This window comes from Pseudomonas corni, from assembly GCF_057128765.1.
Window position 1 is genome coordinate 1 of the sequence record NZ_JBSKHW010000020.1, and the last position, 18286, is coordinate 18286.

The window sequence follows — 18286 nt, forward strand, 5'->3', positions numbered from 1 at the left end:
GAGTAGGTCATCGTCAAGATTAAATTCCGAAACCCCTCATCGCTTACGCGGTGAGGGGTTTTGTTTTGGGCGCTCGGAAACTTTCAAAACACTCATGTTGGCCGCTCGACCTACAGATAATAAAAAACCACCCGAAGGTGGTTTTTCGTAACGACATACCCGCATCAATCCCCGCGGTATACGCAGCCACTGGTACAGGTCTCGTGGATGCGAAGCGCGGAGAGTTCCGGCAGAAGAGGCTTGAGCTCCTTCCAGATCCATTTCACCAGCACTTCACTGGTTGGATTTTCCAGGCCCGGAATGTCATTGAGGTAGTTATGATCAAGCCGCTCATACAGGGGCTTGAAGATCGTCTTGATCTCCGAAAAGTCTCGAATCCAGCCAGTGTGAGAGTCAGGCTCGCCTTCCAGATAGATAGCGATTCGAAACGAGTGTCCGTGCAAGCGTCCGCATTTATGACCCTCTGGTACGTGGGGGAGGCGGTGCGCAGATTCGAACGTAAACTCTTTAAAAATTTCCACAGTGTCTTGGGTCCTGAAGTAGGGCGATCGCCAAGGCGATAAAGGCAGGGCGCGAGTTTACCGCATTGGTTTACTCATTGGGCAACCAGAACCTGACCAAGCGGTTAAACCAAGGGCAATAGCATTTCGCCAATGCGTCCGCTGCCAGCCAGCGCCAGAAACTCATCGCCCAAGCGCTCACTCTCTGCCATGGCTTTGCGCCAATGCGCTTGCCGCTCCTTAGCTCTGCCCACATACCGTTTGAAATCACTGCGGTCTGGAAGTTTGCCTGCTGGCAGACTCGCCAGGTACTCGGGCGATGGCGAAAGCAGCACCACATTCTGAAGACGGCCAAGATCACCACGGCGCCAAGGCAATGCTTTATCAAACCAGCCCGGAACGATTTTGTCGGTGAAATGCGGATAAAGGACGATATCGCTGCCGCTGTATGGAAGATCCAAATGATAGTCGAGTAACCCACCATCCCTGAACGTACCCGGCCCCACTCCCGGGATGTCCAACACGCCTTGCATCACCATCGGAATAGACCCAGATGCGAGCAACGCCTGCCGCAGATTCGATATTGCCAGAGGCAAGTAACGTGACGGGAAATCAGTCAGCGGTGCGAGGGGAGGGGGCAAGCGCGAGTCGTGCATGATCAGCCGCTCAAAATGACGCGACAGACGCCCACGCCCGATAAGATTGTTCGCGATCACCGACGAAAGCCCAAGCCCCAATCCGCCTCGGTGATCTCCCGCCAGCAGGCCATGACTTTTGACGATCATGATGTTGAGACGATAGTGTGGGTTCTCAAGAACACTGGCATCGCGTCCCTGAAAAAGGTCATCGAGCATCTTGATGCAACTGTGGCTGACTTCAGCCATTGTCACGCCTTTGGCGAAGCTCTGTTCGTTGTAGAGCGCTCCGAGTCGTTTGATGCTTTCGACAGGATCAGGCAGACACGCACTCGCAAATCGCCACGAGCCAATCGAGGCTCCGATAAGGGAGCGCTCTCTAGGTGCGCGAAGCAGCCAGTCACCAAATAGCGCAAGATCGAGGCCTTGAATCCCCAACGCTTTGGGTCCACCGGCGGCGCCCGGAATTATGCCGACATCCTCAGGCGACAAACCGTTACGGCGAATTCGCGCCATCGCACGTTTGCCAGCCCTGATCGTCAACGCCCGCGACTTTATGTGAATAGCGCTCATCAACCCTCCGTTCTGATTCTCGGCGAATTATATCGAGTTTTCATTCATCAGAACCTCGCGCCCGCGAAGTCAGTTAATGATGGCATGTAGCCAGAAAATTCAGTTTGAATTAAGTTGAGCTGGTTAACGTGGGCTCCGTAAACCTCATAAACAAAACGGAGTTCCAACATGAAAACTTTGACTGCTCTTCTCACTGCGTGCGCCATCGCTGTCTCGGCCGGCATCGTCCAGGCAAAAGATTTGGGACCGGATGAAGCCCTTCGTCTGCGCGATGCGGGTACTATCCAATCCTTCGAAAAACTCAACGCCATTGCACTAGCCAAACACGCCAATGCGACAATCACCGATACCGAGCTGGAAGAGCAGTATGGCAAGCATGTTTATCAAGTCGAGCTGCGTGACGCCAAAGGCGTTGAATGGGATATCGAATTGGACGCTGCGACCGGCCAGGTACTCAAGGACCATCAGGACACGTAATGAGGGTAAATAAGCGCCCTTGGCAATGTATCGGGCTGATCGCGATATCGTTATCGACTCTGAGCCACGCCAAGGACCTGAATCAGGACGAGGCTCTGGCGCTACGTCAGCAGGGCGTCATTCTGCCGCTGGAGCAATTCATCGGACAGGCCTTGGGACGCTATTCCGGTTCGAAGCTTCTTGAGGCCGAGCTTGAAGAAAAACATGGCGTGTTGATCTACGAAATCGAATTGCTCACGAAGGACGGCGTTGTTCGTGAGCTTAAATTCGACGCCCGTGATACACGATTGCTCGATGACAAGGAAGATGACTGAATGCGCCTGTTATTGGTTGAGGATCACGTTCCCCTAGCCGACGAACTGATCAGTGCGCTGGGGCGACAGGGCTATGCCGTAGATTGGCTCGCGGACGGTCGTGATGCTGTCCATCAGGGCGCCAGCGAGCCCTACGACCTCATCGTTCTTGATCTGGGTTTGCCGGGGTTGTCCGGCCTTGAGGTATTGCAGCAATGGCGCGCCAAAGGACTATCGACGCCGGTGCTGGTACTGACCGCGCGCGGTTCCTGGGCTGAGCGAATCGAAGGGCTGAAGGTCGGCGCCGACGATTACCTCACCAAACCCTTCCATCCAGAGGAGCTACAGCTGCGGATTCAGGCGCTGCTGCGACGCTCACACGGGCTGGCCAACCAACCGACGCTGCAGGCGGCCGGGCTGCATCTGGATGAAGGTCGGCAAACGGTAAGCCGCGACGGTCTGGAAATACAACTAACGTCTGCTGAGTTCCGTTTGCTGCGCTACTTCATGCTGCATCCGGAGCAAATCCTTTCTAAAAGCCATCTGGCTGAACACTTGTACGACGGTGAGAACGAGCGCGATTCCAATGTGATCGAAGTGCACGTCAATCATCTGCGTCGCAAACTCGGCAAGACTGTCATCGAAACGCGCCGAGGTCAGGGCTATCGATTTGGCGGGAAGCTAGGTTGAAGTCGATACAGGCGCGACTCAGTCTGGGGTTGATCAGCGTGCTGTTGATAGTGGGCCTGGTGCTCGCGCAGACCAGTCTGTGGTTGTTCGAAGTCGGGCTTCAGCGCTATCTCGAATCCGGCTTACGCAACGACAGTGAATTGCTGCTGGTGGCCTTGGTGAAAGGCCCTGACGGCCTGCAACTCGATGAGCATCGCCTGTCGCCAGGCTATCAGCGCCCGTATTCCGGGCATTATTTTCGGATCGATTTCGAGGATGGTCACTGGCGTTCCCGCTCGTTGTGGGACCTCGAATTGCCGCAGCCTGATCAAACGGGTCTCTACGCTGACCTCAAACTGGAAAAAAGTGACCAGTCGCTTCTGTTGCTACACCAGGAATACCGCAAGTTTGGCCAACAGATCTCCATTACTGTCGCCCAGGATTACAGTCCGGTCAAAGCCAGCTTTCAGCGCGTGCAGCAGATCGGCCTGGGGCTGGGACTGGCAGCGCTTATTCTGATTCTTGTCCTGCAGCGGGTCACCGTGCGCCGCGCCTTGCGTCCGCTGGACAAAGCGCGCGCGCAAATCCTGCAATTGCAGCAGGGGCAGCGCTCTCAACTGGATAACCAGGTGCCGCTGGAACTCGAACCGCTAGTGGCGCAGATCAACCACCTGCTGGCCCACACAGAAGACAGCCTCAAGCGTTCGCGCAACGCCTTGGGAAATCTCGGACACGCCTTGAAGACGCCGTTGGCGGTGTTGATCAGTATCGCTGAAGGCAAGCGCTACGATCTGCCTGCGCACGTCCGCCAGACGTTGCGCGAACAGTTGCAGCAGATTCAGCACCGCCTTGAGCGCGAGTTAAACCGTGCGAGATTGTCCGGCGATGCTTTGCCGGGCAGCCATTTCAATTGTGACGCTGAACTGCCCGGCTTGTTTTCAACCCTGCGCATGATTCATGGCGAACACCTTGACCTCATCAATCAGGTGTCTCCCGGTCTGACCTTGCCGTGGGATCGCGAGGACGTGCTTGAGTTACTGGGTAACCTGCTGGATAACGCCTGCAAGTGGGCAGACAGCATGGTCAGCCTGGACATCCGGCATCAGGATCAGTCTTATTTGCTGCTGATCAACGATGATGGCCCCGGAATTCCCGAGGTGCGCCGTGATGAGGTCCTTGGCCGAGGCAACCGTCTTGATGAGCAGGTTGACGGGCATGGCTTGGGGCTTGGGATCGTTAAAGACATCGTTGAGTCTTGGGGTGGCGCGCTGCAGCTGCTGGAAAGCCAGTCCGGAGGACTGCAGATTCGAATCCAATTGCCTGATCGCAACACGCCCGACTGACGTCCACGCCCATTCGGCCTTAGTCCAGCGCGCAGAAGCAGCGGCACTCCTGTTGCGTTTGACGGACTAACCAACAGGACGCGCGCAAAGTGCGGCTCGATGGACACGGACGAGAAATGAACGAAACCACACTTCAATACAAAACCCTGATGCTGCTGTTGGTGCTGGTCACCATCGCGTTCATCTGGATCATGCTGCCATTTTACGGAGCAGTGTTCTGGGCGGTGATCTTGGGGATCATTTTCGCACCGCTGCAACGCCGCCTGCTCGCCAAGTTCGGCTGGAAGCGCAATATCACGTCCTTGTGCACGCTGATGATCTGTCTGGTGATAGCGATTCTGCCCGTCATCATCATTAGTGCCCTGATGGTTCAAGAAGGCGCCACGCTTTATAAGAGTGTCGAAAGCGGCCAGCTCGACGTGGCCAAATACCTGGCTGAGTTCAAAGTGTTGCTGCCTGCCCCGATACAGCATTTGCTGGATCGCATGGGCATGGGGGATTTCGAAGGCCTGCGCGACAAGATCGCCAAAGGCGCGATGCAGGGCAGCCAGTATCTGGCGACTCAGGCGTTCAGCTTCGGCCAGGGCACTTTCGACTTCGTGGTGAGCTTTTTCATCATGTTGTATCTGCTGTTTTTCTTTCTGCGTGATGGGCAGGATCTGGTACGGAAAATCCGTATCGCCTTTCCATTGGCGGAACCTCAGAAGCGCCGTCTGCAGTTGAAGTTCACCCGCGTCGTGCGGGCGACAGTGAAAGGCAACGTCGTGGTGGCTATCACACAAGGTGCGCTGGGCGGACTGATCTTCTGGATTCTCGACATCCCCAGCGCGTTGCTGTGGGCAGTACTGATGGCGTTTCTGTCGCTACTGCCCGCCGTCGGGGCGGGAATCGTCTGGGCGCCCGTTGCTGCGTATTTTCTGCTTAGCGGAATGATTTGGCAGGGTGTAGTGCTCAGTTTGTTCGGGGTGTTTGTGATTGGTCTGGTGGATAACGTGCTACGGCCGATTTTGGTGGGCAAGGATACGCGGATGCCTGATTACCTGATTCTGATTTCGACCCTTGGCGGGATGGCGGTGTTTGGGCTCAATGGTTTTGTGATCGGGCCTATGATCGCTGCGTTGTTCATGTCGACGTGGGGGTTGTTCACCAGTGCCAAGCAGACGGTGAGATTGCCGGGATAGCGTTTTGGTTTTTGGTTTTTGGTTTTTGGGTCTTGTGTGATGGTGTGGCACGCGCCGAACGGACATCTATGTCCTGACGGCGCTTGGCGGGCGTCCCTGCCTGCCATCCCACTGCGCGCCGCCTGCGTTCGGCCTGCACCCAAGTCGCGTTTTGTGATGTTTAGACTGTTGCGCGTGAAGAGCAAAAGCGAAGCGCGCTTTGGGCTTTTCGCTTTTTTTTCTGTCATGCCGAGATTTTGTAAACGCCAAAAATTGCGACTTTGGGAGGCCGAGCGCAGGTGTTGCGGAGCCGGGCGCACGACAGGGATGTCGTGCGAGCGCCACCAGGACATGGATGTCCGTTTGGCGCGTCCCGGCGGAGCAATGCCGGAGTCGAGGGAACCCCGACGAAGGAGGGGCCGGACACGGGAGCGAAACGGTTTGGTTACTTTGCCAAGACAAAGTGACGCGCCGTAAGGGCGCAACCGATATCAGCAACACCCCAAATAACGGATATAAACGCAATCCCGCTGCGCCAGCCCCCACAATCGCAGCCTTCGGCAGCTCCTACGGGATCGCGCAACCTGCACAGAACACCCATAAAAAAACCCTGCTAAAGAGCAGGGTTTTTTGTACCTCAGATATCCATCACAACCCAGCGTGCTGCACCAGCGTCAGCAGCGGTTGCGGATAAACACCGAGGAAAAATGCCAGCAGCGAAATCCCCAGCAGCATCACACCACCCGCACGCTGCGCCCAGTTGAACGGGGCATCGTGGCGCTGGATCTTGGAGTCCTGTAGATACAGGGTGACCATCACGCGCAGGTAGTAGAAAACGCCAATCGCGCTACCCAGCACCAGCGAACCGGTCAGCCACCACAAGTGCGACTCAACGCCGGTGGCGATGATGTAGAACTTGCCGATGAAGCCCGCCGTCAGCGGAATACCCGCCAGCGACAGCATCATTACGGTCAGCACTGCTGTCAGGTACGGACGGCGCCAGAAGAGACCACGGTACTCGAACAGCGCATCAGCATCGCGGCCGGTGTAAGGCGACGACATCAACGTGATCACACCGAACGCGCCCAGGCTGGTCAGCACGTAGGTCACCAGGTAAACGCTGATCGCCTCGACGGCCATGCCCTTGCTCGCCACCATGGCGATCATCAGGTAACCGAAGTGAGCGATGGACGAGTAACCCAGCAGACGTTTGAGGTTGGTTTGCGTCAGGGCCAGCAGGTTACCCACCAGGATCGAGGCCACCGCGATCACCGACATCACATCGGTCAACACGCCGCTGCTGGCAGCAGGGGAGATCTGGAACAGACGCACCATCACCGCAAACACCGCCACTTTACTGGCCGTGGCGAGGAAAGCGGCCACCGGGGCAGGGGCGCCTTCGTACACGTCCGGTGTCCACAAGTGGAACGGCACCAGCGACAGCTTGAAGCCCAGACCTACCAGCATCATGCCCAAGCCCAGCGAAGCAAGGGTGCTTGGCATACCGGTGGCTTCGATGGCCTTGCCAATACCGGTGAAGCTCAACGTGCCCGCATCTGCGTAAAGCAATGCCATACCGAACAGCAGAAACGCCGAACCTGCGGCCGACAGCACCATGTACTTGATGCCGCCTTCCAGCGAACGCTTGTTGAAGAAGGCATACGCCACCAGCCCGTAGACCGGCACCGAGAGCAACTCCAGACCGATGAACAAACCGGCCAGATGTTGCGCGGCTACCAGAACCAGACCGCCAGCAGCGGCCATCAGGATCAGCAGGTAAAGCTCTTCACGGTTGCCGGGATAGCCCGCTTTGCCTTCACCCAGATAGGCGTGAGCCAGAGTCACGCAGGCCAGCGTCGAGACCAGAATGATCGCCATGTACAGGCAAGCGAACGCGTCGATCTGCAGCAGTGGCGTGACCACTAGAGGCGCGACCTTGAGGGCCGGGTAGATCGACAGCAGCGCCAGGTTGAGTCCTGCCACGGTCAGCAGGAACGATTGCGAGTGATTGCGACGCCATGCGATCCCGAGCATCACCACAACAATGGTGAGACTGGTGATCAGCAGCGGCGCCAGCGCAATAAAGTGTTGAATCGTCAGGTCCATAGCGCTCTTACCGGGCCGAAGCGAGTTGAGTGAAGGCGGTGCTGAGCCATTGCTGCACGCCATGCATGGTCGCCGCCGAGGTGTCGAGCACTGGCTGCGGGTAAACCCCGAGCAGCACCAGCAACACCGCCAGACCGAGCACCATCGTCAATTCCCGTCCATCCATGCCCTTCAAGACGTCGTCCGATTTGGACGGGCCGAAGTAGGCGCGGTGAATCATGATCAGCGAGTAGACCGAACCGAACACCAGACCTGTCGTCGCAATCGAGGAGATCCACGGGGTCGCCACGAACGCGCCCAGCAGGATCAGGAACTCGCCGACGAAGTTACCGGTCCCCGGCAAGCCGAGAGAGGCGGCCGCGAAGAACAGGCTGATGGCCGGCAGGTATGCGATCTTGTTCCACAAGCCGCCCATCTGACGCATGTCCCGGGTGTGCAGACGCTCGTACAACTGGCCGCTGAGGATAAACAGCGCCGCAGCCGACAGACCGTGAGCCAGCATCTGAACCACTACGCCTTGCAGTGCTTGCTGGCTGCCGGAGTAGATGCCGATCAGCACGAAGCCCATGTGCGAAACGCTGGAAAACGCGATCAGGCGCTTGATGTCGGTCTGCGCGAAAGCCAGGAAGGCGCCGTAGAAGATCCCAATCAAACCCAGGGTCATCGCGATCGGTGCAAACTCGGCCGAGGCGTTAGGGAACAGCGGCAGGGCAAAACGCAGCAGGCCGTAAGCCGCTGTCTTCAGCAGGATACCGGCCAGATCGACCGAACCTGCCGTTGGCGCCTGGGCGTGAGCGTCCGGCAACCAGGAGTGCAGCGGCACGATCGGCAGCTTCACCGCGAAGGCGATGAAGAAGCCCAGCATCAGGATGTACTCGGTGCTGTTGGACAGCTTGGCTTTAAGCAACTCGGCGTAGCTGAAGGTGATCACGCCGGTCTGGTTGAAGTTGACCAGCACCAGACCCAGGATCGCCACCAACATGATCAGACCGCTGGCCTGAGTGAAGATGAAGAACTTGGTCGCGGCGTAGATCCGGGTCTTCTTGCCGTCTGCCGAACTGTGACCCCAGAGCGCGATGAGGAAATACATCGGCACCAGCATCATTTCCCAGAAGAAGAAGAACATGAACAGGTCGATGGCGAGGAACACGCCAACCACACCGCCCAGAATCCACATCAGGTTGAGGTGGAAGAAGCCAACGTTACGCTGGATCTCTTTCCACGAGCACAACACCGACAGCACGCCGAGCAGGCCAGTCAGCAGGATCATCAGCAACGACAGGCCATCGAGCGCCAGGTGGACGCTGATGCCGAAGCGTTCGATCCACATGTGCTTGAATTCAAGGGCCCAGGTCGGGTCGGCGCCGGGAGCAGGTGCGTAACTGAACGTGCCAGTACTCCACACCCAGAGGCCCAGGGCCGTTTCGAGGGACATTGTCAACAGCGCAATCCAGCGCGGCAGGGTAGGGCCGAAGCGCTCACCTTGCCAGCACAGCAGGCCGCCGATAAAGGGGATCAGGATTAGCCAGGGCAGAATCATGACGGGCTCAATTCCTTTCGCAAATTCGCAAGGTTCATGTCAGATCGACTCATCAGACCAGCACAATCGCGCCGAGTACCAGAACGGCACCTGCGGCGATCGAAGCGGCGTACCAACGCAGTTGTCCAGTCTCGGTGCGGGTCATCAGGACGTGACCGCCTTTGACCAGTCGAGGGATCACACCGATGGTGTGGTCCAGTGGGTCGCCACGCAGCACGTGACTGATCGCCAGATACGGCTTGACGAAGAGCTTGTCGTAGACCCAGTCGAAACCCCATGCCGCGAACCACCAGGCCGAGAGGAAACGCCCCGGACCGCTGTTGGCGATGGCAGTAGCCAGACGACGCTTGCCCAGGAACAGCAAGGCTGCCAGCAGAATACCGGCCAGGGCGATGGCGCCCGAGGCGATTTCCAGACTGTGCTTGGCTTCGCCGCCTGCGTGACCAACGCTTTCTGGCAACACACCCGCCAACGGTGGGTGAATCCACGCGCCGATGAACGTCGACAGCACGATCAGCACGCTCAATGGCAGCCAGTGAGCGATGCCGTGACCGGCGTGGGCTTCGGTCTTCGCTTCGCCGTGGAAGGCGATGAAGATCAGGCGGAAGGTGTAGAGCGAAGTCATGAACGCGCCAACCAGACCTGCGTAAAGCAGATAGTCGTGGCCGCTGGCAAAGGCTTCCCAGAGGATTTCGTCTTTGGAGTAGAAGCCTGCAGTCAGCAACGGCAGGGCAGACAATGCCGCGCCGCCGACGATGAAGCTGGCGTACGCCAAAGGCAGTTTCTTCCACAGACCGCCCATCTTGAAGATGTTCTGCTCGTGATGGCAGGCCACGATTACCGCACCGGAGGCAAGGAATAACAGCGCCTTGAAGAACGCGTGAGTCATCAGGTGGAAGATCGCGCCTTCCCAGGCGCCGACGCCCAGTGCCAGGAACATGTAGCCAATCTGGCTCATGGTCGAGTAGGCGAGGACGCGTTTGATGTCGGTCTGCACCAGTGCGGCAAAACCTGCCAACACCAATGTCACACCACCAACGATGCCGACCAGGTGCAGGATGTCCGGCGCCAGGGCGAACAAGCCGTGAGTACGGGCGATCAAGTAAACACCGGCCGTTACCATGGTTGCGGCGTGGATCAGTGCCGAAACAGGCGTCGGACCGGCCATCGCGTCCGCCAGCCAGGTCTGCAGCGGCAGTTGAGCGGATTTACCGACAGCACCGCCCAGCAGCATCAACGTCGCTAGCACAATCCAGAAGTCGCCTACCTTGAAGTGCTCCGGCGCACGCACCAGCAGCTCTTGCACGTTCAGCGTGCCCAGTTGCTGGAACAGGATGAACAGGCCGATGGCCATGAACACGTCGCCGATGCGGGTGACGATAAAGGCCTTGAGTGCGGCGTTACCGTTGTTGCGGTTGCTGTAGTAGAAACCGATCAACAGGTACGAGCACAGGCCCACGCCTTCCCAGCCGAAGTACAGGAACAACAGGTTATCGCCAAGGATCAGGAACAGCATGCTGGCAATGAAGAGGTTGGTGTACGCAAAGAAGCGCGAATAGCCCTCTTCACCACGCATGTACCAGGAAGCGAACAGGTGGATCAGGAAGCCGACACCGACCACCACGCCCAGCATCGTGACGGACAAGCCGTCCAGATACAGCGCGAAGTTGGGTGCGAAGCCGTCAACCGACATCCACTGCCACAGCACTTGGGTGTAGTGACCACCCGAAGGCGGCGCCACGTTGAATTGCCAGATAATGTAGGCGGCGACAATGGCTGAAAGGCCAATGGAACCGACACCGATTAGGGCCGCAAGGTTTTCCGAGATTTTCCCGCGTGAAAACGACAGCAGCAGGAAGCCGATCAGAGGAAAGACGAAAGTGAGAAAGAGTAGGTTCATCCGCGCATCTCGCTGGCAGCGTCGATATCGAGCGTGTGGAAGCGGCGATACAGCTGCAGCAGGATCGCCAGGCCAATACTGGCTTCGGCGGCGGCAAGGCTGATCACCAGAATGAACATGATCTGACCGTCCGGCTGCGCCCAGCGGCTACCCGCCACGACGAAGGCCAGAGCGGCAGAGTTCATCATTATTTCCAGGCTCATCAACACGAAAAGAATGTTGCGGCGTACCAACAGGCCCGCCAGGCCGAGGCAGAACAGGATGCCGGCGACAGCCAGACCGTGTTCGAGAGGGATTGCATTCATGGCTTTACTCCTTCGCCTCGCGGCCGAGGTGGAACGCCGTAACGGCGGCAGCGAGCAGCAGCATCGAAGCCAGTTCGACCACCAACAGGTAAGGACCGAACAGGCTGATACCGACTGCCTTGGCGTCTACCGTGGTGTGGCCGATGCCAGCGCCGGTCGGATTGGCGAACAGGACGTAAAGCAGTTCAGCCAGCAACAGGCCGCAAAGCAGGATCGGACCCAGCCAGATGCCGGGTTTAAGCCAGGCGCGTTCTTGCTGAACCGAGGCCGGGCCCAGGTTCAGCATCATCACCACGAACACGAACAGCACCATGATGGCGCCAGCGTAGGCGATCACTTCCAGCACACCGGCGAACGGCGCGCCGAGGGCAAAAAAGGTCATGGCCACGGCGATCAGCGAGATGATCAGGTAGAGCAGGGCATGCACCGGGTTCGTGTTGGTGATCACCCGAAGGGTGGCCACAACAGCGATGCCGGATGCGAAATAGAAAGCGAATTCCATCTTTCTTCCTTAAGGCAGCAAGCTCTTGACGTTGATCGGTTGGGCTTCGTTCTGCGCAGAGCCTTTAGGCTTGCCAGCGATCGCCATCCCCGCAACGCGGTAGAAGTTGTAATCAGGGTTCTTGCCCGGGCCGGAGATCAGCAGATCTTCCTTCTCGTAGACCAGATCCTGACGTTTGAACTCGGCCATCTCGAAATCCGGTGTCAGCTGGATCGCGGTAGTCGGGCAAGCTTCCTCGCAGAGACCGCAAAAGATGCAGCGCGAGAAGTTGATACGGAAGAAGTCCGGGTACCAGCGACCGTCTTCGGTTTCAGCTTTCTGCAGCGAGATGCAACCCACCGGGCAGGCCACGGCGCACAGGTTGCAGGCCACGCAGCGCTCTTCGCCATCGGGGTCGCGGGTCAGGACGATGCGGCCACGGTAGCGCGGTGGCAGGTAAACCGCTTCTTCGGGGTATTGCAGGGTGTCGCGCTTGCGAAAGCCATGACCAAAGATCATGACCATGCTGCGCAACTGGGTACCGGTACCCTTAATGATGTCGCCAATATATTTGAACATGGGTCAAATCCTCACTGAACCGAGCCCGCTGGCGTGTTCAACAACACGACGGCAGCGGTCACCAGCAGATTGATCAGGGTCAGCGGCAGGCAGAATTTCCAGCTGAAATCCATCACTTGGTCATAGCGCGGGCGAGGGATCGAGGCCCGCAGCAAAATGAAGATCATGATGAAAAACGCGGTTTTCAGTACAAACCACATGAACGACAGCTGCGGCAGGATGTTGAACGGGCCGTGCCAGCCACCGAAGAACAACGTCACCAACAGCGCCGAGATCAGGATGATGCCGATGTATTCACCGACGAAGAACATGCCCCATTTCATGCCGGCGTATTCGATGTGGTAACCGTCGGCCAATTCCTGTTCCGCTTCCGGCTGGTCGAATGGGTGACGGTGAGTCACAGCTACGCCTGCGATGAAGAAGGTACAGAAACCGAAGAACTGCGGAATGATGAACCACAGGTTGTTCGCCTGATAGGCAACGATGTCGCCCATGTTGAACGAGCCAGCCTGAACCACGATGCCCATCAGCGACAGGCCCATGAACACTTCATAGGACACGGTTTGCGCCGAGGCCCGCAGGCTGCCCAGCAGAGCGTACTTGTTGTTGCTCGACCAACCGGCGAACAGCACCGCGTACACCGACAGACCTGCCATCGCAAAGAAGAACAGCAAGCCGATGTTCAGGTCAGCGACGACCCAGGTCTGAGTGACCGGGATGATCGAGAACGAGATCAACAGCGCGCTCATTGCAACCACCGGCGCCAGGGTGAAGATCACCTTGTCGACGAAGGGCGGGTTCCAGTCTTCCTTGAAGAACATTTTCAGCATGTCCGCCGCAATCTGGAACAAGCCAAACGGGCCGACGCGGTTCGGACCGTAACGGTCTTGCCACCAGCCCAGCAGACGACGTTCGACGAAGCTGAGGAAGGCGCCGCAAACCACCACGGCCAGCAGGATCACGATGGCTTTGAGGGCGGCGATGATCGAGTCGATCACTTCAGGGGTGAACCACGTCATTGCGCTGCCTCCTGCAGACCGTCCACGGTTTTGCCGAACAGGGCTGGCGGAATGCCCGGCAGACCTGCAGGCAATGCCACCAGGCCTGCGCCCAGTTCTTCATCGATGCGCAGCGGCAGACGCAATGTCTGGCCGGCAACGTTCAGGCTGAGCAGGGCACCGTCGTTGACGCCCAGGCGGTCCGCTTCGGACTTGGCCAGCGCGACGTAGGCTTGCGGAATGCGTTCCTGAACCGGTGCGGCTTTAGAGGAGTTTTCCTCGCTGCCGAACAGGTGATAGAACGGCACGACCTGCCAGGTGCCTTGAGCCGGGGCAAAAGCGCGCGGCACATTGGCGAACCAGCTCAGGTTGTCGCCGCTGCTTTCGATCAGGCGCACGCCCGGATCGCCCGCACGCAGGTGACCACCGACTTCATCCTGGAACTTGTTCCACGCTTGGGGCGAGTTCCAGCCCGGGGACCAGGCGAACGGCACCTGCTGACGCGGTTCGACCGAACCCGAATAGCCTTCCATCGAGAACGAAAACGCCGAATCGACATCCTGAGAGGTACGTGGCTCGTGCACGCTGATATTGGCGCGCATGGCAGTCCGGCCGCTATAACGCAGCGGTTCGCGAGCCAGCTTCAGACCTTTGATACGGAACGCGGCAGACGGCGCGGCACCGACGATGCCCGCCAGTTGCGTGTTGCTCTTGGCAACGGCAGCGGTCACGTGGTCGAGCTGAGTCCAGTCCACTGGCTGATTCAGCAGGGTAGCGCGCAGGGCATGCAGCCAGCGCCAGCCTTCGTGAATCTGGATGCTGGCATCGAGATACGTCGGGTCGTAGACCTGGAAGAAGCGCTGGGCGCGGCCTTCCTGGCTGACCAGCGTGCCGTCGCCCTCGGCAAAGCTTGCCGCTGGCAGCACCAGATCAGCACGATCGGAAGTCGCAGTTTTCTGATGGTCAGCAACGATCACCACTTTCGCAGCCTTGAGCGCGGCATCGACCGTCGCCGCATCGACGCGGGTGAACAGGTCATTTTCCAGCACTACGAGGGCGTCGGCCTTACCGGAGATCACCGCTTGCAGCGCATCATCCAGCGAATCACCACCGAACAGGGCCAGGCCCATGCTGTTGGCTTCCGGTACGATCAGACTCAATGAACCGTTTTTGCCGCGCAGCTTCAGGGCTTTGGCGATGTTGGCCGCGGCTTCGATCAGCGCGTTGGAACCCAGCGAGCTGCCGGAGATGATCAGCGGACGTTTGGCTTCGAGCAGGGCAGTGGCGATACGCTGCGCCAGTTCCAGCGCTTCGCTGTCCAGACCCGCCACGGCCGGTGCGCTTGGGTCGATGGCGTGAGCCACGGCGAAACCGATGCGTGCCAGATCGTCCGGAGCTGCGTGAACGCATTCTTCGGCGACGTCGTCGAGACGAGTTTCAGCCAGGCTGGCGATGAACAGCGGGTTCAGCTCGTGCTGACCGATGTTCTTCACTGCAGCGTCGAGCCATGGCTGGACTTTCATCGCAGCGGCCATGTCTTCGGCTTTGTTCTTCACCGACTGACGCAAGCCCAGGGCCATGCGCGCAGCGGTTTGCGTGACGTCTTCACCAAGCACGAACACGGCGTCGTGCTCTTCGACTTCGCGCAGGTTGGGAATCGGCAGCGGGCTGTCTTTCAGGACCTTGGCGATCAGGCGAATACGCTCAAGCTCGCCCGCTTCGATACCCGAATAGAAGTGCTCGGGACCGACCAGTTCACGTAGGGCGAAGTTGCTTTCAAGGCTGGCGCGGGGCGAACCGATGCCAACGATGTTGCGACCGCGCAGCAGCTCAGCCGCCTTGTCCAGAGCAGCGTCGAGGCTCAGCTTGACGTTGCCGTCGGCCAGCAGCGGCTGACGCGGACGGTCTTCGCGGTTGACGTAGCCATAACCAAAACGGCCGCGGTCACACAGGAAGTACTGGTTCACCGAGCCGTTGTAGCGGTTTTCGATACGGCGGATTTCGCCATAACGCTCGCCCGGGCTGATGTTGCAACCGCTGGAACAGCCGTGGCAGATGCTCGGCGAAAACTGCATGTCCCATTTACGGTTGTAACGCTCGGAGTGAGTCTTGTCGGTGAACACACCGGTCGGGCAGACCTCGGTGAGGTTGCCGGAGAACTCGCTTTCCAGCACGCCGTCTTCAACACGACCGAAGTACACGTTGTCGTGGGCGCCGAACACGCCCAGGTCAGTGCCGCCCGCGTAGTCTTTATAGAAGCGCACGCAGCGATAGCAGGCGATGCAGCGGTTCATTTCGTGGGAAATGAACGGACCAAGGTCCTGGTTCTGGTGCGTGCGTTTGGTGAAGCGATAACGGCGCTCGTTGTGGCCGGTCATCACCGTCATGTCTTGCAGGTGGCAGTGACCGCCTTCTTCGCACACCGGACAGTCGTGCGGGTGGTTGGTCATCAACCATTCGACGACGCTGGCGCGAAACACTTTCGCTTCTTCGTCTTCGATGGAGATCCAGCTGCCGTCGGTGGCAGGGGTCATGCAGGACATGACGATACGACCACGGGTGTCGTTCTCGTCGGTGTACTGCTTGACCGCGCACTGGCGACAGGCGCCAACGCTGCCAAGTGCCGGGTGCCAGCAGAAATAAGGGATGTCGAGGCCCAGCGACAGACACGCCTGTAACAGGTTGTCTGCGCCATCGACTTCGAGCGCTTTGCCGTCTACGTGGATAGTGGCCATGGTTCAAAGGTCTTCGTTGGCCCGGTGTCAGCGGGCGTGGCTAATGGAATCTCGGTGCTACCCGACTCAAACAGCCTTTTCGGCGCAGTCGGGTATTAAGGACGGCAGCCTTGTGAGCCACCGACCGGTCTGTCTTGTTATGCGCCAACCACTGTCGGCGTCACGACCTGATTGAGGTCGCCTGCACGTGTGGGTGCAATGCCTGCCTCAAATTCCGGCCTGAAGTACTTGATCGCGCTGCCCAAGGGTTCCACGGCGCCCGGTGCGTGGGCGCAGAAGGTCTTGCCTGGACCGAGGAAGTTGACCAACCCCAGCAGCGTCTCAATATCGCCCGCTTGGCCTTGACCATTTTCGAGGGCGCGCAGCATCTTCACGCTCCAAGGCAAGCCGTCGCGACAAGGGGTGCAGAAACCGCACGACTCTTGCGAGAAGAACTCTTCCATGTTGCGCAGCAAGGAGACCATGTTGACCTTGTCGTCCACCGCCATCGCCAGACCGGTGCCCATACGGGTGCCGACTTTGGCGACGCCGCCGGCATAGAACAGGCAGTCCAGATGTTCAGGGAGCAGGAAGCCAGTACCCGCGCCGCCGGGCTGCCAGCACTTGAGCTTGTAACCGTCGCGCATGCCACCGGCGTAGTCTTCGAACAGCTCGCGAGCGGGCAGGCCGAATGGCAATTCCCACAGGCCAGGGTTCTTCACTTTGCCGGAGAAGCCCATCAGCTTGGTGCCGTGGTCTTCACTGCCTTCACGGGCCAGCGACTTGTACCAGTCGTTGCCGTTGTTGACGATGGCCGGGACGTTGCACAGGGTTTCGACGTTGTTCACGCACGTCGGCTTGCCCCACACGCCCACAGCAGCGGGGAAGGGCGGCTTGGAGCGCGGGTTGGCGCGACGTCCTTCGAGGGAGTTGATCAGTGCGGTTTCTTCGCCGCAGATATAACGCCCGGCGCCGGTGTGCACGATCAGCTCGAAATCAAAGCCGGTGCCGAGGATGTTCTTGCCCAGCAGGCCAGCGGCTTCGGCTTCTTTCACCGCGCGACGCAGATGCACCGCCGCAGTGGTGTATTCGCCGCGCAGAAAGATGTAGCCGCGATAGGCTTTCAGCGCGCGGGCACTGATGAGCATGCCTTCGATCAGCAGATGGGGCAGTTGCTCCATCAGCATGCGGTCTTTCCAGGTGTTGGGCTCCATTTCATCGGCGTTACACAGCAGGTAACGGATGTTCATGGATTCGTCTTTGGGCATCAGCCCCCACTTAACGCCCGTGGGGAAGCCTGCACCGCCGCGGCCTTTGAGACCGGAGTCTTTGACGGCCTGGACGATTTCATCGGGCGATTGCGTGGCGAACGCTTTGCGCGCTGCGGCGTAACCGTCTTTGGTCTGGTATTCATCGAACCACACCGGTTCGCCGTCATCACGCAGACGCCAGGTGAGCGGATGGGTTTCCGGGGCGCGCTTGATCAGGTTGGCCGGGCCGAAGGAGGTAATGGTCATACGTAACCCTCCAGCAAGGTGGCGACGCCAGCTGGCTGTAGATTGCCGAAAGTGTCGTCGTCGATCATCACCGCTGGCGCCTTGTCGCAATTGCCCAGACAGCAGGCAGGCAACAGGGTGAAGCGGCCATCGGCGGTGGTTTGCCCAAGGCCGATGCCCAGCTTGCTCTGGATTTCACCGACTATATCTTCGTGACCGGCGATGAAGCAGACCATGCTGTTGCACACGCGAATGATGTGGCGGCCCACCGGCTGACGGAAGATCTGGCTATAGAACGTCGCCACGCCTTCAACGTCGCTGGCGGGAATGCCCAGCACGTCGCCGATGGCGTAAATCGCGCCGTCCGGGACCCAGCCGCGTTCCTTCTGAACGATCTTCAGGGCTTCGATCGACGCCGCGCGCGGGTCTTCGTAGTGATGCATTTCGTGCTCGATGGCCGAGCGCTCGGTTTCGCTCAGGGCGAAACGATCTGTCTGGATAAGCGTGCTATTCATGC

17 protein-coding genes are annotated in these 18286 nt (G+C 58.9%); 5 read left to right on the forward strand and 12 right to left on the reverse strand.

The features are described 5' to 3' along the window. Positions 1-164 precede the first annotated feature (164 nt). Entirely contained in the window at positions 165-521 is a 357-nt protein-coding gene (gene queD, locus ACWKV9_RS24570) for a 6-carboxytetrahydropterin synthase QueD (RefSeq protein WP_483838705.1), read from the reverse strand. A gap of 104 nt (positions 522-625) precedes the next feature. Next, on the reverse strand, positions 626-1708 hold the full coding sequence (locus tag ACWKV9_RS24575) for a patatin-like phospholipase family protein (protein WP_483838706.1): 1083 nt from the start codon (positions 1706-1708) through the stop codon (positions 626-628). 168 nt (positions 1709-1876) lie between these two features. On the opposite strand from ACWKV9_RS24575, the gene ACWKV9_RS24580 reads away from it, so the two are divergent. The 5 genes from ACWKV9_RS24580 (at position 1877) to ACWKV9_RS24600 (ending at position 5671) form a co-directional block, all read left to right on the forward strand. Next, a complete protein-coding gene (locus tag ACWKV9_RS24580) occupies positions 1877-2185 on the forward strand; it encodes a PepSY domain-containing protein (RefSeq protein ID WP_483838707.1) in 309 nt (102 codons plus the stop codon). Next, positions 2185-2499, forward strand: coding sequence for a PepSY domain-containing protein (locus ACWKV9_RS24585; RefSeq protein ID WP_483838708.1), 315 nt, complete (start codon positions 2185-2187; stop codon positions 2497-2499). Before ACWKV9_RS24580 ends, ACWKV9_RS24585 begins: the two co-directional genes overlap by 1 nt. Then, positions 2500-3168, forward strand: a complete 669-nt coding sequence (locus ACWKV9_RS24590; protein WP_483838709.1) for a response regulator transcription factor — start codon at positions 2500-2502, stop codon at positions 3166-3168. Next, positions 3165-4490 (forward strand): sensor histidine kinase, encoded by a 1326-nt coding sequence (locus ACWKV9_RS24595; RefSeq protein ID WP_483838710.1) that lies wholly within the window; start codon positions 3165-3167, stop codon positions 4488-4490. The genes ACWKV9_RS24590 and ACWKV9_RS24595 overlap by 4 nt, the downstream gene beginning before the upstream one ends. Before the next feature lie 116 nt (positions 4491-4606). Further along, on the forward strand, positions 4607-5671 hold the full coding sequence (locus tag ACWKV9_RS24600; protein ID WP_483838711.1) for an AI-2E family transporter: 1065 nt from the start codon (positions 4607-4609) through the stop codon (positions 5669-5671). Between the two features lie 627 nt (positions 5672-6298). Here ACWKV9_RS24600 and nuoN read toward each other — a convergent pair. From nuoN to nuoE, 10 genes are all read right to left on the reverse strand, one after another. Continuing rightward, positions 6299-7756, reverse strand: a complete 1458-nt coding sequence (gene nuoN, locus ACWKV9_RS24605; protein WP_483838712.1) for an NADH-quinone oxidoreductase subunit NuoN — start codon at positions 7754-7756, stop codon at positions 6299-6301. A gap of 7 nt (positions 7757-7763) precedes the next feature. Next, complete coding sequence (gene nuoM / locus ACWKV9_RS24610) at positions 7764-9296, reverse strand: NADH-quinone oxidoreductase subunit M (protein WP_483838713.1); 1533 nt, start codon at positions 9294-9296, stop codon at positions 7764-7766. A gap of 52 nt (positions 9297-9348) precedes the next feature. Then, the gene (gene nuoL / locus ACWKV9_RS24615; RefSeq protein WP_483838714.1) at positions 9349-11196 is read right to left on the reverse strand and encodes an NADH-quinone oxidoreductase subunit L; all 1848 of its coding nucleotides are present in this window, start codon (positions 11194-11196) and stop codon (positions 9349-9351) included. Then, positions 11193-11501 carry an NADH-quinone oxidoreductase subunit NuoK gene (nuoK, locus tag ACWKV9_RS24620; RefSeq protein WP_268796994.1) on the reverse strand — a complete coding sequence of 103 codons (309 nt, stop codon included), beginning with the start codon at positions 11499-11501 and terminating at the stop codon, positions 11193-11195. The genes nuoL and nuoK overlap by 4 nt, the downstream gene beginning before the upstream one ends. Before the next feature lie 4 nt (positions 11502-11505). Continuing rightward, positions 11506-12003: an NADH-quinone oxidoreductase subunit J gene (gene nuoJ, locus ACWKV9_RS24625; RefSeq protein WP_483838715.1), complete on the reverse strand. Its 498-nt coding sequence runs from the start codon at positions 12001-12003 to the stop codon at positions 11506-11508. A 9-nt stretch (positions 12004-12012) separates the two neighbouring features. Continuing rightward, complete coding sequence (gene nuoI, locus ACWKV9_RS24630) at positions 12013-12561, reverse strand: NADH-quinone oxidoreductase subunit NuoI (protein WP_268796992.1); 549 nt, start codon at positions 12559-12561, stop codon at positions 12013-12015. 11 nt (positions 12562-12572) lie between these two features. Then, positions 12573-13580, reverse strand: a complete 1008-nt coding sequence (gene nuoH / locus ACWKV9_RS24635) for an NADH-quinone oxidoreductase subunit NuoH (protein ID WP_483838716.1) — start codon at positions 13578-13580, stop codon at positions 12573-12575. Next, positions 13577-16294, reverse strand: coding sequence for an NADH-quinone oxidoreductase subunit NuoG (nuoG, locus tag ACWKV9_RS24640; protein ID WP_483838717.1), 2718 nt, complete (start codon positions 16292-16294; stop codon positions 13577-13579). The genes nuoH and nuoG overlap by 4 nt, the downstream gene beginning before the upstream one ends. Before the next feature lie 137 nt (positions 16295-16431). Next, the gene (nuoF, locus tag ACWKV9_RS24645; protein ID WP_483838718.1) at positions 16432-17790 is read right to left on the reverse strand and encodes an NADH-quinone oxidoreductase subunit NuoF; all 1359 of its coding nucleotides are present in this window, start codon (positions 17788-17790) and stop codon (positions 16432-16434) included. Next, positions 17787-18284, reverse strand: coding sequence for an NADH-quinone oxidoreductase subunit NuoE (gene nuoE / locus ACWKV9_RS24650; RefSeq protein WP_483838719.1), 498 nt, complete (start codon positions 18282-18284; stop codon positions 17787-17789). The genes nuoF and nuoE overlap by 4 nt, the downstream gene beginning before the upstream one ends. Positions 18285-18286: the final 2 nt, after the last annotated feature.

Bases quoted from the DNA above. Each gene is read 5' to 3' on its own strand.
- nuoN (WP_483838712.1), bottom strand. From the start codon at position 7,756: ATGGACCTGACGATTCAACACTTTATTGCGCTGGCGCCGCTGCTGATC.
- ACWKV9_RS24575 (WP_483838706.1), bottom strand. From the start codon at position 1,708: ATGAGCGCTATTCACATAAAGTCGCGGGCGTTGACGATCAGGGCTGGC.
- nuoE (WP_483838719.1), bottom strand. From the start codon at position 18,284: ATGAATAGCACGCTTATCCAGACAGATCGTTTCGCCCTGAGCGAAACC.
- nuoK (WP_268796994.1), bottom strand. From the start codon at position 11,501: ATGAATGCAATCCCTCTCGAACACGGTCTGGCTGTCGCCGGCATCCTG.
- nuoI (WP_268796992.1), bottom strand. From the start codon at position 12,561: ATGTTCAAATATATTGGCGACATCATTAAGGGTACCGGTACCCAGTTG.
- nuoJ (WP_483838715.1), bottom strand. From the start codon at position 12,003: ATGGAATTCGCTTTCTATTTCGCATCCGGCATCGCTGTTGTGGCCACC.
- nuoH (WP_483838716.1), bottom strand. From the start codon at position 13,580: ATGACGTGGTTCACCCCTGAAGTGATCGACTCGATCATCGCCGCCCTC.
- ACWKV9_RS24590 (WP_483838709.1), top strand. From the start codon at position 2,500: ATGCGCCTGTTATTGGTTGAGGATCACGTTCCCCTAGCCGACGAACTG.
- nuoF (WP_483838718.1), bottom strand. From the start codon at position 17,790: ATGACCATTACCTCCTTCGGCCCGGCCAACCTGATCAAGCGCGCCCCG.
- ACWKV9_RS24600 (WP_483838711.1), top strand. From the start codon at position 4,607: ATGAACGAAACCACACTTCAATACAAAACCCTGATGCTGCTGTTGGTG.
- nuoM (WP_483838713.1), bottom strand. From the start codon at position 9,296: ATGATTCTGCCCTGGCTAATCCTGATCCCCTTTATCGGCGGCCTGCTG.
- ACWKV9_RS24580 (WP_483838707.1), top strand. From the start codon at position 1,877: ATGAAAACTTTGACTGCTCTTCTCACTGCGTGCGCCATCGCTGTCTCG.
- ACWKV9_RS24585 (WP_483838708.1), top strand. From the start codon at position 2,185: ATGAGGGTAAATAAGCGCCCTTGGCAATGTATCGGGCTGATCGCGATA.
- nuoG (WP_483838717.1), bottom strand. From the start codon at position 16,294: ATGGCCACTATCCACGTAGACGGCAAAGCGCTCGAAGTCGATGGCGCA.
- nuoL (WP_483838714.1), bottom strand. From the start codon at position 11,196: ATGAACCTACTCTTTCTCACTTTCGTCTTTCCTCTGATCGGCTTCCTG.